Annotated in this window: 14 protein-coding genes; 1 reads left to right on the top strand and 13 read right to left on the bottom strand. The window is 42.8% G+C overall.

Annotation, left to right across the window (positions count from 1 at the left end):
• Window positions 1-129: 129 nt before the first annotated feature.
• The 7 genes from D8790_RS08365 to D8790_RS08335 form a co-directional block, all read right to left on the bottom strand.
• Complete coding sequence (locus D8790_RS08365) at window positions 130-1,200, bottom strand: ABC transporter substrate-binding protein (protein ID WP_125388275.1); 1,071 nt, start codon at window positions 1,198-1,200, stop codon at window positions 130-132.
• Entirely contained in the window at window positions 1,197-1,970 is a 774-nt protein-coding gene (locus D8790_RS08360) for an ABC transporter permease (RefSeq protein ID WP_125388274.1), read from the bottom strand. The genes D8790_RS08365 and D8790_RS08360 overlap by 4 nt, the downstream gene beginning before the upstream one ends.
• Complete coding sequence (locus D8790_RS08355; protein WP_048763122.1) at window positions 1,967-2,773, bottom strand: ABC transporter permease; 807 nt, start codon at window positions 2,771-2,773, stop codon at window positions 1,967-1,969. Before D8790_RS08355 ends, D8790_RS08360 begins: the two co-directional genes overlap by 4 nt.
• Entirely contained in the window at window positions 2,754-3,911 is a 1,158-nt protein-coding gene (locus D8790_RS08350) for an ABC transporter ATP-binding protein (RefSeq protein ID WP_048763121.1), read from the bottom strand. Before D8790_RS08350 ends, D8790_RS08355 begins: the two co-directional genes overlap by 20 nt.
• A gap of 203 nt (window positions 3,912-4,114) precedes the next feature.
• Window positions 4,115-5,017 (bottom strand): UDP-N-acetylmuramate dehydrogenase, encoded by a 903-nt coding sequence (gene murB, locus D8790_RS08345; protein ID WP_125388273.1) that lies wholly within the window; start codon window positions 5,015-5,017, stop codon window positions 4,115-4,117.
• 165 nt (window positions 5,018-5,182) lie between these two features.
• Window positions 5,183-6,049 carry a homoserine kinase gene (gene thrB, locus D8790_RS08340; RefSeq protein WP_125388272.1) on the bottom strand — a complete coding sequence of 289 codons (867 nt, stop codon included), beginning with the start codon at window positions 6,047-6,049 and terminating at the stop codon, window positions 5,183-5,185.
• 1 nt (window position 6,050) lies between these two features.
• Entirely contained in the window at window positions 6,051-7,337 is a 1,287-nt protein-coding gene (locus D8790_RS08335; protein WP_125388271.1) for a homoserine dehydrogenase, read from the bottom strand.
• A 132-nt stretch (window positions 7,338-7,469) separates the two neighbouring features.
• On the opposite strand from D8790_RS08335, the gene D8790_RS08330 reads away from it, so the two are divergent.
• The gene (locus D8790_RS08330) at window positions 7,470-8,402 is read left to right on the top strand and encodes a polysaccharide deacetylase family protein (protein ID WP_125388270.1); all 933 of its coding nucleotides are present in this window, start codon (window positions 7,470-7,472) and stop codon (window positions 8,400-8,402) included.
• A 101-nt stretch (window positions 8,403-8,503) separates the two neighbouring features.
• Here D8790_RS08330 and D8790_RS08325 read toward each other — a convergent pair whose 3' ends face one another.
• The 6 genes from D8790_RS08325 to deoC all read right to left on the bottom strand — a co-directional run bounded on the left by D8790_RS08325 (window position 8,504) and on the right by deoC (window position 14,386).
• Window positions 8,504-9,460 carry an ABC transporter permease gene (locus tag D8790_RS08325; RefSeq protein WP_005590147.1) on the bottom strand — a complete coding sequence of 319 codons (957 nt, stop codon included), beginning with the start codon at window positions 9,458-9,460 and terminating at the stop codon, window positions 8,504-8,506.
• Window position 9,461: 1 nt separating this feature from the next.
• Window positions 9,462-10,556 (bottom strand): ABC transporter permease, encoded by a 1,095-nt coding sequence (locus D8790_RS08320; RefSeq protein WP_125388269.1) that lies wholly within the window; start codon window positions 10,554-10,556, stop codon window positions 9,462-9,464.
• Window positions 10,557-10,569: 13 nt separating this feature from the next.
• Window positions 10,570-12,084 carry an ABC transporter ATP-binding protein gene (locus tag D8790_RS08315; RefSeq protein ID WP_045497051.1) on the bottom strand — a complete coding sequence of 505 codons (1,515 nt, stop codon included), beginning with the start codon at window positions 12,082-12,084 and terminating at the stop codon, window positions 10,570-10,572.
• 136 nt (window positions 12,085-12,220) lie between these two features.
• Window positions 12,221-13,276, bottom strand: a complete 1,056-nt coding sequence (locus tag D8790_RS08310; RefSeq protein ID WP_061911253.1) for a BMP family lipoprotein — start codon at window positions 13,274-13,276, stop codon at window positions 12,221-12,223.
• Window positions 13,277-13,347: 71 nt separating this feature from the next.
• Entirely contained in the window at window positions 13,348-13,737 is a 390-nt protein-coding gene (locus tag D8790_RS08305) for a cytidine deaminase (RefSeq protein ID WP_062199342.1), read from the bottom strand.
• The gene (gene deoC, locus D8790_RS08300; RefSeq protein WP_125388268.1) at window positions 13,724-14,386 is read right to left on the bottom strand and encodes a deoxyribose-phosphate aldolase; all 663 of its coding nucleotides are present in this window, start codon (window positions 14,384-14,386) and stop codon (window positions 13,724-13,726) included. Before deoC ends, D8790_RS08305 begins: the two co-directional genes overlap by 14 nt.
• Window positions 14,387-14,397 lie beyond the last annotated feature (11 nt).

Below are 14,397 nucleotides of genomic sequence, written 5' to 3'. Positions count from 1 at the left end.
CCGCACAGTTGAGTAGGGCTGTAAAAGCTGATGAAATCAGCGTAGTAGAGCCCACTCAACCACTGCGCCTTGCTCGATAATCCAAAGACAATTGAGAGGCTAGGACTTTTGTCCCAGCCTCTTCTTTGGCTATTTGCGATACATTTTGACTTGAAGATAGAGGTCATTGTATGTTCCGAGCCATTTTGGACCTAATTGATGATAGACTTCCAGATGCTTTATGGTCTCTTCTGTTGGATAAAAGGACTCGTCTTCCTGTACTTCTTCTGGCAGCATAGCCTTGGCAGGAAGATTTGGTGTTGAGTAGCCAACATAGAGGGCGTTTTTATAAGCATTTTCTGGTCTCAGCATGAAATTGATAAACTGATAGGCAGCTTTTTTATTTTTGACCGTCTTCGGAATAACGATATTGTCAAACCAAAGATTGCTGGCTTCTGTAGGCACAACATAGCGCAGATCTTCGTTGGCTTCCAACATTTGGCGAGCTTCGCCAGAGAAGGTCACGCCAATAGCCGCGTTATTCTGAATCATGTAGCCTTTCATCTCATCAGCGACGATGGCCTTGATATTGGGCGTCAGAGTGTAGAGTTTATCGACAGCCTCCTGCAGCTGGTCAGCATCTTTGGAGTTAAGACTATGACCATTCGAGTTCAGACCAATCCCCATGACTTCACGAGCACCGTCAATCATCATGATGGTGTTTCTGTATTCTGGCTTCCAGAGATCGTTCCAGTGTTCAGGCGCGTGCTCGACCATTTTAGTATTGTAAACAATGCCCAGGGTTCCCCAGAAATAAGGAATAGAATACTGATTTCCTGGATCAAATGGCTGATCCAAAAAGTCTGAACCAATATTTTCCAAGCCTTTGATCTGGCTATGGTCTAATTTCTCCACCAAGTTTTCCTTCATCATCTTGGCGATCATATACTCGCTTGGGATTGCGATATCGTAGGTCGTTCCACCTTGTTTGATTTTCGTGTACATGGCTTCGTTGGAGTCGAAGGTTTCATACTGCACCTGCACGCCTGTTTCCTTGGTAAACTCTGTCAGCAATTCCGGATCAATATAATCTCCCCAGTTATAGACAACCAATTTATCACTGCCCTTGCTATTGGCTTTACTCTCAATCCGATAGCTAATTCCCCACAAGATCAGGATAATCGCAAGAATCCCTGCCAAAAACGAATAGAGTTTTTTCATGCTGCTTCCTCCTTCTCACGCGTGATAAAGTAATAGCCAATGACTAAAGAGATACTAAAGAGAAAGACCAGAGCAGACAGGGCATTAATTTCCAAGGAAATTCCTTGCCGTGCACGAGAATAAATTTCTACGGAGAGAGTTGAGAAGCCATTTCCTGTTACAAAGAAGGTCACAGCGAAGTCATCGAGTGAGTAGGTGAAAGCCATAAAGTAGCCGGCAATGATCGCTGGCGTCAGATAAGGCAACATGATTTCCTTGAGCATCTGGACTTGACTGGCTCCCAAATCATAAGCAGCCTTGATCATGTCGTCATTCATTTCTTTTAGCCGTGGCAAAATCATTAGCACAACAATGGGAATTGAAAAAGCGACGTGGCTGGCCAAAACGGACACAAAGCCCAGCTGGAATTTAGCCGTGGTAAAGAGAATCAGGAAGCTAGCACCAATCATAACGTCAGGCGCCACCATCAGAATATTATTGATGGATAAGAAAGCATCCTGATATTTTTTGCGGGCTTGGTAAATATAAATAGCACCGAAAGTTCCGATAATGGTAGCAATGAGGGAAGAAAGAAAGGCTAAGAAGAACGTCTGCGCCAAAATCAAAATCAAGCGTGAATCTTCAAATAACTTTTGAAAATGAACCAGATCAAAGCCTGTAAATTTGTTCATATCATCGCCAGCATTGAAGGCATAGGCAATCAAATAAAAGATCGGAAGATAAAGGATTAGAAACACAATCGCTAAATAGAGATTAGCAAATTTTTTCATCGTTCTCTCCTTTCCTTGGTTGCCCACATAGTGAAGAGCATGGCAATAATCAGAACCACTCCGATGGTTGAGCCCATTCCCCAGTTTTGCGTTGTCAAGAAATGCTGTTCAATGGCTGTACCCAGTGTAATAACACGGTTCCCACCGATCAAACGCGTCAGCATGAAGAGGCTGAGACTGGGAATAAAAACTGACTGCACGCCACTTCTCACGCCATTCATTGAAAGCGGAAAGACGACATTGCGGAAAGTCTGCCAACGATTGGCACCCAAGTCATAGCTGGCATTGATGAGGTTGGGATCCAAATCATCCAAGACGTTGAAAATCGGTAGAATCATAAAGGGCAGCTCAATGTAGCTAGCAACAAAAATAAAAGAAAAGTCAGTGAAAAGAATCTGCTTGGGACCGATACCGATAAAGGTCAAAAATTCATTTACCGAGCCGTTTTGTCCAAAAATGCCGATAAAAGCGTAGGCCTTAAGCAAAAGATTGATCCAAGTCGGCAGGACAATTAGCATGAGCCAGAGCTGGCGATGCTTGAGCTGGGTCAAAAAATAAGCAGTCGGATAGGAAATGAGCAAGGTCACCAAGGTGATGATGCCTGCGTAAAATACCGAGTTAAAGCTCATTTTCAGATAGGTCAAATTCTGCGACGTGAAATAAATCCGATAGTTTTCCAGCGTGAACTGCCCTTCGATATTAAAGAATGATTTCCAGACAATCATTATCACTGGAGCTAGGACAAAGAGCAGAATCCAAAGAAAATATGGAAGCATAAAAAGGTTAGAGGTTGTTTTCTTCATCTCTTTCCTCCTCAATGGCGTTGATCAGCCCTGCTTCTTGCTCTTCGATTTCTACGTATTCTTCAATCCGAGCATCGAATTCTTCTTCGGTTTCATTGAGGCGCATGATATGGATATCCTCTGGCTCAAAGTCCAGACCGATTTCTTCTCCGACGATGGCCTTGCGGGTCGAGTGAATCATCCATTCATTTCCGAGTTCATCATAGGCGATAATTTCGTAATGAACCCCGCGGAAAAGCTGGGTATCTACTTTAACCTGCAGTTTTCCTTCTTCAGGCAGAGTAATGCGCAAATCCTCTGGACGAATCACCACTTCAACGGATTCGTTTGGTCGCATGCCTCCGTCAACTGCTTCAAAACGCTTGCCATTGAACTCGACCAAGTAGTCTTCGATCATCTTACCTGGAAGGATATTAGATTCTCCGATAAAGGTCGCAACAAAGTGGTTAATTGGCTCATCATAGATATCCACTGGCGTTCCTGACTGGACAATCTCCCCTTCATTCATGACAAAAATCCAGTCACTCATAGCCAGGGCTTCTTCCTGGTCGTGGGTGACAAAGACGAAAGTGATCCCCAGACGCTGTTGGAGTTCACGGAGCTCATATTGCATATCCGTCCGCAACTTCAAATCCAGCGCAGAAAGAGGCTCGTCAAGTAGGACAACACGTGGTCGATTGATGATGGCACGAGCAATGGCTACCCGCTGACGTTGACCGCCTGAAAGTCTCCGAATTGAACGGCGCTCATATCCTTCCAGCTGAACCATTTTCAGAACTTCAGTAACCCGTTCTTCAATTTCTTTTTTGTCTACCTTCCGCAACCGCAACGGAAAGGCTACATTCTCAAAAACATTCATATGCGGGAAAAGGGCGTAGGACTGAAATACAGTATGAACATCCCGCTTATTGGTAGGAATGTCATTGATGCGGACACCATCCAAAAAGATGTCTCCCGTGGTCGCATCCAGCAGTCCTGCAATAATATTAAGAATGGTTGATTTCCCAGAGCCAGAAGCTCCTAGAAGCGTATAAAATTTTCCTTCTTCTAATTCAAAGTTAATATCTTTGAGAACGACGGTGTTACTGTCTTCAAAAACCTTCGAAACGTTTTTGAACTCAATAATTGGTTTTTTCAATTGGCATAAATTCCTTCTTTTCCATGTATTAACAGATTTTTGGCTCTGTCAGACCAAAAAAACCTCTCGAGGGCTACTATGGCCCTGCATACTTGCGATATCGATAGGCTTTCACCCCCTTTACTAATGACACATGGATATGGGCTATCCCAAAGACTTAGACAAATCTTAGAAAAGCAATCAGATAATTACATATTGGACTCTTATGCTTCTCCAATAATTCGAACTTCTCGTTCCAGAGTGACACCTGAATGCTCCTCGACTGTTTTAATGACATGAGCAATCAACTCTTCATAATCGCTAGCTGTACCATGATCGACATTAATCATGAAACCAGCATGCTTTTCTGAAACCTCTACACCACCGATTCGATAGCCTTTTAAACCGGCCTCACTGATGAGCTGACCAGCAAAATGCCCCAAAGGACGCTTAAAGACCGACCCACATGATGGATATTCCAAAGGCTGCTTGAGTTCACGCAGATAGGTCAGACGTTCCATTTCCTGACGAATGTTTTGGTGGACACCTGGTGCAAGACCAAACTTAGCCGAAATCACAATGTCGCCAGTTTCTTGAATAAGTGAATGACGATAGCCAAAGCGCATATCACGCGCATCCAAGGTCTTAATTTCTCCTTCAGGTGTCAAGACCTTGCAAGAAACAAGCACATGAGCAATTTCTCCGCCATAAGCGCCAGCATTCATAAAGACAGCACCGCCGACACTACCCGGGATACCGCAGGCAAATTCAAAGCCAGTCAAACTATGATGCAAGGCAATACGAGTAGTCTGAGTTAGGTTTGCACCTGCTTCTGCCTCAATCGTATAGCCATCTACTGCTACATTATTTAGCTTATCAAACATGATGACAAAGCCTCGAATACCGCCATCTCTAACAATAATATTACTTGAATTTCCAAGTACCAACCAAGGAATATTTTCATGATTAGCCAACTTGACAATCCGAGCCAATTCATAACAGTTGCGTGGAAAAACTAAGAAATCGGCAGCTCCGCCTACCTTCGTATAAGTGTATTGACTCAAAGATTCATTGAAACGGATGTCGATTCCTTCTAATTCCGCAGAAAATTTTTCTAGGTTTTGCATGACTTACTCTCTTTTTTACAAATTACACTCTATTATATCAAAATTAAATGATATTTACGATAGACTAAGGGAAATAAAGATTCTTTTTCAAAGCAAAAAGAAAGAGGAGAACGAAGATTGTAGACCAACACTGCGTCCACAAGTTCGTCATCCTCAAACTCTCTTCTATTTTTCTACACGTACACCCTGAGTATCGACTTGCAACTGGAAGACTTGTCCATCAAGGCCTTGTTCCTTGATTTGCTGATAAATCTGCTCAGCCTTATCTTTCGGAGATAAAACCATGACAGTCGGACCAGCTCCAGAGATATAAGTCGCAAAAGCGCCCTGTTTTCTGGCTAAGAATTTAATATCAGAAAATTCTTTGATAAGCGGTTGGCGATATCTCTCATGGAAACGATCAGATTCAATGGCACGACCAGCTGTTTTCATATCGCCCTTTAAGAGCGCTGCAACAGCGACATTGGCTACAGAGCTTGCTGCAACAGCTTCCTTGTATGAAAGGCGATTAGGCAAGACACGACGGCTTTCAACTGTTCTCAACTCATAATCGGGAATAAAAGCGATAAAGCTGACCTCTGGGAAATCTGATACAACAGCTGAAACTTGATTTTGGAAAGAGCTTGCAATCACTAGATTTCCATAAATTGCTGGCGCCACATTGTCGGGATGCCCTTCGATTTTTGTTGCAATTTTCAGCTTTTCATGATCAGATAAGTTCAGATTTGCTAACTGATTGGCCAGTTCAATCCCTGCAACGATGACGGAGCTAGAAGAGCCGAGACCGCGCGCCAAAGGAACATCGCTGGTCATTTTTAAGCGATGAGGCTGAAGGTCTGGGGCTAATTGCAGGGCAATCTTGATTAGTAAATTCCGTTTATCAGTTGGAATTCGTGGATTGAGGTCGTGCTCAATGACCCACTCCTGACTTTCTTCCAAGACTTCGATTTCTAAATATTTGGAGACTGCGACACCAACTGAATCAAAACCAGGTCCGATATTGGCACTGGTCGCTGGTACAATAATTTTCATCTTATTCTCCTAATACTTTAAAGGTGTTGAGTAATTCAAACTCTGGTACCTCACGGAGCTTAGCCACGACATTTTCTAGCTGAGTCTTGCTAACAGCATGCGTGATGATGACCACACGTGCTGTTTCACCATCCGTACCTTCTTGCAGAATTTGCTTGAAGGAAACTTCCTCAGCATTGAAGATTTCAGCCAAATGCAATACTTGACCTTTGGCATCTGGGGCCAAGATAGAGAAATAATAGTTGCTCTTGACATCCTCAGGTTTAGCCAAGACAAGCTCGCGACTAAATTCATTGAAAGCTTTGCCAATCGTGCCTTCATTTAGGCGACGGACGATACGAACGATATCCGCAACGACACTGGTCGCAGTTGGTTTTTGACCTGCACCTGGACCGTAATACATGGATTCTCCGATACCGATTGACTCGACAAAGACCGCATTCATTACGCCGTTTACGCTAGCTAGTGGATGCGTTTTCGGCAAGAAAGTCGGTGTCACTTCCGCAGCGATTCCTGATGGCGTTTCCTCAATCGAACCAACTAATTTCACTACATAGCCCAAATCTTGAGCAACAGCGACATCTTCTGGCGTGATGTTTCGAATGCCTTGGTGGCTGACATCTTCAAACTTGATGTTCATACCGAAAGCAAATTGGCTGAGGATAACCATTTTATAGGCTGCATCAATTCCATCAACATCGTTCGTCGGGTCACTTTCAGCAAATCCTAAACGTTGCGCTTCTGCAAGAGCATCCTCGTAAGACCAGCCCTCTTCTACCATCTTGGTCATCATGAAGTTAGATGTTCCATTGACCACGCCCAAAACGCGGGTAATCTTGTCAGATGCCAGTGAATTAACCAAGGTACGCAAAATTGGGATACCACCTGCAACAGCAGCTTCATAGTAGAGCGCAACGCCATTTTTCTTAGCAATATCTAACAATTCAGAACCATGGACTGCCAGCAAGTCTTTGTTGGCTGTCACCACATGCTTACCTGCTTCAAGTGCGCGCGTAATAAAGGTTTTAGCTGGTTCAATCCGTCCCATCAGCTCCACTACAATCGCAATTTCGCCGTCATTTAAGATTTCATCTACATTAGTTACAAAATTGTAATCATTTCCAGCTGCCAAAAGACGCTCTTTTTCAGCATCATCCTTGACCAAGACTTTAGCAACTTCAATCTCAGAATGAGCAGCCTGAACAATCTTTTCTCCATTTTCTTTCAACAAGAAAGGAACACCACTGGCAACTGTTCCAAAACCAAGTAAAGCAATTTTAATAGACATGAGGAACTCCTTGAATATTTCTTATATAAAAAACATTATAACAAAAATATATAGAAATGCCTACAAATCTATTTGTATATTTGTTATAATGTAAGTAAAAATTTTAAACTCATGAAATTAGAAGGAGATACCATGACAGATAAACACATTGGAAGACGCATGCAAAGACATAAAGCTAAGAAAAAGGCATTCCTTTTTTCTATTATCAATCTTTTCTTGCTCCTTGTCCTAATCGTAGGCGGAATTTATCTTTGGAAGACTCAGTTCTCTCCTAGCAAACAATCCTCTGCAGGCAACCAAACTGTGCAATCCACCTCGAAGCCAGACTCTACCTCAACAAATGAAGAAGCTTCAAAAATCAAGTGGGTAAAACAAGACGAGCCTGTTAAGATCCCAATCTTGATGTACCATGCGATCCATGTAATGGATCCCTCTGAGGCAGCCAATGCTGGTTTGATTGTAGATCCAACTACTTTTGAAAGTCATTTGCAGGCTCTAAAAGAAGCTGGTTATTATACTTTAACCCCAGATGAAGCTTACAAAGCTTTGACAGAGAATGTCCTGCCTGAAAATAAAAAAGTAGTCTGGCTGACCTTTGATGATAGTTTGAAAGACTTTTACACCAATGCTTTTCCACTACTTCAAAAGTACCAGATGAAGGCAACCAACAATGTCATTACTGGCTTTGTCCAAGCTGGCCGTGAAGATATGCTGACGCTAGATGAGATCAAAGAAATGAAGGAAAAGGGGATGTCCTTTGAAGACCATACCGTCAACCACCCTGATCTATCAACTGCTACTGCTGATCAACAAACCCTTGAACTACGTGATTCTAAAGCCTTTTTAGATGACAATCTATCACAGAAGACGACGACTGTTGCCTATCCATCTGGCCGCTATAGTGATGCGACCTTGCAGATCGCTGAAAGTCTGGGTTATAAGATGGGATTGACGACCAATAACGGCCTGGCTTCACTGTCTAACGGATTACTCTCGCTCAATCGTGTTCGAGTGAACCCAACTACTACTGCAGAAGATTTATTAAACGAAATCGCTACAAATTAATCTTAGAAAGCTTGCTTCAGACGAAGCAGGCTTTTTCTATTTCCGATAGCAACTTCTTCTAATCACAAAAAACACCAGCTCCAAAGAACTGGTGTAAAAAATTATTTAGACTTGATATAGTTGATACCGTCTGCTTTCGGAGCAACAGCTTTACCAAAGAAAGCTGCAAGAACCACAATCGTCAAGACATATGGCGCAATCTGCAGGTAAACTGTTGGTACTTTTGAAAGAAGAGGCAATTGGTTTCCGATAACGGCCAAACTTTGAGAAGCTCCAAAGAAGAGACTTGCTAACATAGCGCCGATAGGACTCCATTTACCAAAGATCATAGCTGCCAAGGCGATAAATCCTGGACCTATGATAGTAGTGACAGCAAAGTTAACAGAGATTGACTGAGCATAGATAGCTCCACCAATACCGCCGAGCAAACCAGAAATCATAACACCACAATAGCGCATGAGATAAACATTGATTCCCAATGTATCTGCTGCCTGCGGATGTTCTCCAACTGAGCGAAGACGCAGCCCGAATTTTGTCTTAAACATGATAAACCAAGCAAGGAAAGAGAAGGCGATGGCCAAATATCCCATCAGACTTGTATGTTTGAAGAATATATCTCCTACGACTGGAATATCAGACAAAATAGGAAAATTAAATTTACCAAATGAACGCTGAATGTTGTCTGTTTGCCCCTTGTTGTAGATAGCTTTAACAAGGAAGACTGCCAAGGCTGGTGCTAGTAAGTTTAGAACCGTACCACTAACGACGTGGTCTGCACGGAAGTTAATGGTTGCTACAGCATGGATAAGGGAGAAGAGCACTCCAACTAAACCAGCAGCAATCAAGGAGAGCCATGGAGTCAAGCTGCCAAAACTACTTTCGAAAGTCAGGTTAAAGAGAACGCCTGTAAATGCTCCCATTACCATGATCCCTTCCAAACCAACATTGACGACTCCGGCATGCTCCGAATAAGCTCCACCGATACTTGTAAAAATCAGGGGAGCCGCATAAATCAGCATAGATGATACCAATAAACCTAATATCGTTACAATACTCATCCTAGTTTCCCCCTCTCACTTTACCAGCTTCTTGCTTACGGTTTTTAAATAATTCAAAAACTGTCTTGCCAGTCAAACGCTCAATCAGGTAATGGGCGCTGACAAAGAAGATGATAGAAGCTGTTACAATATTGACCAATTCTGTCGGAATCTGAGCCACGTTCATACCTGGAGCACCAACACTCAGAACCGCAAAGAGGAAGGCTGCAAAGAGAATTCCAATTGGAGAGTTGGCAGCCAAGAGACTTACCGCCATACCATTGAAACCAACGCTCAATGAACTTCCTTGCACAAAGACATTCTGATAAGTACCTAGTCCTTCTACTACTCCTCCAAGTCCTGCAAGGGCTCCAGAAATAATCATAGACAAAATAATGGTCCGTTTAGAAGACATCCCTGCGTATTCAGATGCATTTGGGTTAAGACCTACAGCACGGATTTCAAAACCAAGCGTTGTTTTCTTCAGCATATACCAGATTAGCACGACTGCAATCAAGGCAAAGAAAATACCGATATTCATCCGAGAGTTGGCTGTCAAACTTCTCAGCCATTCTGTTTGATAAATCGCATTAGCACCGACACGTTTACTAGAGTCAACACTCTGCATCACAGCTTTTGGAAAACTGCGGATAAAGGCATTTCCAACGAAGAGGACGATGTAGTTCATCATAATCGTAACGATGACCTCACTCGTTCCTAAATAGGCACGCAGAACTCCTGGAATAGCACCAATAATCCCACCAGCTACTGCTGCAATCACTACAGTTGCTAACAACATCAGAGGGCGAGGTATGTCAGGAAAGGAAAGGGCAAACCAACCAGCCAGAATCCAACCAGCCAAGGCCTGACCTGGAAGTCCGACATTGAAAAATCCAGCCCGACTAGCAACGGCAAAACCCAGACCAATGAGAACTAGAGGTCCCATCGCCCGAGAAATTTCACCCAAACTTCTCAAAGAACCGAATGCTGTTTTAAAGAGGGATTCATATCCCCAGATGGCATCATAGCCAAAGATAGCCATGACAATCGCTCCCAATAAAATCCCCAAAAGAACTGAGATTAAGGGAACTGCAATCTGCTGTGTTTTCTTAGACATTTGAATCTCCCTTCTAAATCTTACCACCAGCCATGAGAATACCAAGTTCTTGCTTATTGGTTTTCTCTGGAGTCACAATTCCTTGAATCTTGCCATCATGGATAACGGCGATTCTGTCAGAAAGATTGAGTATTTCATCTAGCTCAAAGCTGACAACAAGAACTGCCTTGCCCTGAGTACGCTCCTCAATCAAGCGTTTATGGATATACTCAATTGCTCCGACATCAAGTCCACGAGTAGGCTGACTGACAATCAACAAATCTGGATCACGATCCACTTCCCGAGCAATGATAGCCTTCTGCTGGTTTCCTCCTGAGAGGGCTGAAGCAGGTACATACTCGCTAGCCGCCCGCACGTCAAACTCTTTCATCAGATTGCACGCGTAAGAGTAAATATTATTGTAATTCAAGATGCCGTTTTTGCTAAGTGGTTCCTTGTAGTAAGTCTGCAAAGCAATATTTTCAGAAATGGACATCTGCAGCACCAAACCATCGCGATGGCGGTCTTCAGGTACGTGGCTGACCTTCATTTCAGTAATCTGACGTGGTTTCTTACCAATTACGGACTGGTTCTTGATCAAAATTTCACCCGAGCTTGCTTTTCTAAGTCCTGTAATAGCTTGAATCAACTCAGTCTGACCATTTCCGTCAATTCCTGCAATCCCAACAATCTCACCAGCACGAACATCCAGTGAAAGTCCCTTAACAGCTGGAACGCCGCGATTTTCTTCAACGACAAGATTCTTGATTGAAAGAACCGTCTCTTGCGGATTAGAAGGTTTCTTCTCAGTCTTGAAGGAAACGGCACGTCCCACCATCATTTCTGCCAAGTCTTGGTTAGTTGCACCAGCAATTTCAACTGTTTCGATTGATTTTCCTCGACGAATAACGGTCACTCGGTCAGAAACTGCACGAATTTCATCCAACTTATGAGTAATAAGAATGATAGACTTACCTTCCTTGACCAGATTTTTCATGATTTTCATCAATTCATCAATCTCAGATGGTGTCAAAACAGCTGTTGGTTCGTCAAAAATTAGGATATCTGCACCACGGTAAAGGGTCTTCAAAATTTCAACCCGTTGTTGGGCTCCAACAGAAATATCCTCAATCTTGGCAGATGGATCGACCGACAAACCATATTTCTTAGACAAACGCTTAATTTCTTGCGTAGCGCGTTTCAAGTCTAAGATACCATTTTTTGTAATCTCACTTCCAAGAATAATATTTTCAGCAACAGTGAAGGCTTCCACAAGCATAAAGTGCTGATGCACCATCCCGATACCAAGTGAGGCCGCCTTTGATGGAGAGTCCAGCTTAACTGGCTTTCCGTTTACTACAATCTCACCACTAGTCGGCTCAAGTAGGCCGGCCAACATATTCATCAAGGTTGACTTCCCGGCACCATTTTCTCCTAAAAGAGCGTGAATTTCACCTTTTCGGAGTTCCAAATTGATTTTATCATTGGCCACAAATTCACCAAAAATCTTGGTAATTTCTCGCATTTCAATGACATTTTCATGTGTCATGGCTCTTTCCTTTCCAGAATTTCATTTTATGTCGATATAACCTCCTCGGACTCCTATCCTAGTAGGCTTAACCGATGCAAAGGCGTCAGAATTTAAAAATGAGCGACCCTAGTAGGTCGGATCGCTCAACATTCAATTATTTATCAGGAACTGTGATGCTACCGTCAAGGATTTTTGCTTTTGCTTCTTCAACAGCTTTTTTAGCATCTTCAGAAAGGTTGGTTGTTGTCAAATCAACACCACCGTCTTTCAAACCAAAGGTTGTAGTTTTACCACCTGGGAATTTACCTTTAGCAGTTTGGTTAGCAATGTCTTGGACAGTCTTACCAACTTGTTTCAAGCTTGATGCCAAAACAAAGTTAGATTCTTTACCATCTTTAGATTTGTATTTACCTTCTTCAGTTTGGTCACGGTCAACACCAAGTACCCAAACTTTTTCATTTTCATTTCTTGTTTCGTTGATTGACTTAGCTTCGTTAAATACTCCAGCACCAGTACCACCAGCTACTTGGTAAACAACATCCGCACCACCAGCATAGTGAGCAGCTGCAATTGTTTTACCTTTAGCTGCATCGCCGAATGAACCAGCATAGTCCACTTTAATCTTGATAGATGGGTCAACTGATTTCACACCAGCTTCGAAACCTTTTTCAAAACGTGTGATAACTGCACCTTCTATACCACCTATGAAACCAACTTGTTTTGTCTTAGTCGTTTTTGCAGCTGCAACACCAGCAAGGTAAGCTGCTTCATTATCTGCAAAGACTGCTGAAGCAACATTCTTTTGACCTTCAATTACATCGTCAATAATAACGTAGTTAATACTTGAATTATCTTTTGCAGCAGATTCAACGGCATCACGAAGGGCAAAACCGATACCAAATACTAAGTTGTAACCATCCGTAGCAGCTTGGTTTAGGTTGTTCGCGTATTGTGACTCGTCAGTTGACTGGAAGTAAGTATAGCCGTTATCTTTTGAAAGGCCATTTTCTTTACCCCAAGCTTGCAAACCTTCCCATGCAGATTGGTTAAATGACTTATCATCAACACCACCTGTATCGGTTACGATAGCAGCTTTTAAATCAGTTTTAGCGTTAGAGCTATCTGATTTAGACGCACGATTTCCACATGCAGCAAGTCCGATTGCTGCGACAGACACTAGACCAAGACCTAGCCATTGTTTCTTGTTCATTTCTGAACCTCCTATATAAGATGTGCAACTTAGTTGCAAGTTTAATTTTGGTCAGTTGACCAGCAACAGACTCAAGTTAAGTCTGTAAAAGAGTATGGAAGTAACTCCTTGACCGTCATCACGACCGTCGATTTATCTTTAGCGACCAAGGTCACTGGTAAATCCTTCTTAAAAAACTCTGCCATTACTTGGCGGCAGGCACCACACGGGGAGATCGGTTTTTCCGTTTCTCCGTAAACAATTAATTCCTCAAAGTCTAAAAAGCCTTCAGAAACAGCTTTAAAAATGGCTGTTCGCTCTGCACAATTGGTCAAGCCGAAACTAGCATTTTCGATATTGACACCTGTGAAAACTTGTCCATTTTTAGCTACTAAAACAGCTCCGACAGGGAAATGAGAGTATGGAACATAGGCATTCTTCGTGGTTTCTACAACTAAATCAATCAAATTAGTAGTCGCCATTAGCCACGTCTCCCTCCATAATCGCTACACCAGAGGATGCTCCAATGCGAGTCGCACCAGCTTTGATAAAGGCAAGTGCATCTTCGTAAGAACGGGCACCGCCAGAAGCCTTGACTCCCATATCTGGCCCAACTGTCTTACGCATCAAAGCTACATCTGCAAAGGTTGCACCACCAGTTGAGAAACCAGTGGATGTCTTGACAAAATCCGCACCAGCTTTCTGAGCAATTTGACAAGCTTTCACTTTCTCATCATCTGTCAAGAGACAGGTCTCAATAATGACCTTGACCAAGGTTCCTTTGGCAGCTTCCACAACAGCTCGAATGTCTCTTTCAACTAAATCAAAGTTTCGAGACTTTAGAGCACCGATATTGATGACCATGTCGATTTCATTCGCTCCGTTTTGGATGGCATCACTCGTTTCAAAAGCCTTGAGCTCCGGAGTATTTGCTCCCAGTGGAAAACCAATGACCGTACAGACTTTAACATCTGTAGCTTTTAGTGCTTGCGCAGCTAAACTCACCCAAGTCGGATTGACACAGACGCTCGCAAAATCGTATTTCTTTGCTTCCTCAATTAAGGTTTCAATCTGCTCCTGACTTGCATCAGGTTTCAAAAGCGTATGGTCAATGTATTTGTTTAATTTCATGTTGGATTCTC

Source organism: Streptococcus cristatus, assembly GCF_003943535.1.
Classification (GTDB): Bacteria; Bacillota; Bacilli; order Lactobacillales; family Streptococcaceae; genus Streptococcus; species Streptococcus cristatus_L.
Note: the sequence above shows the minus strand (reverse complement) of the source record. Positions and strands in the feature narration are given on the sequence as shown.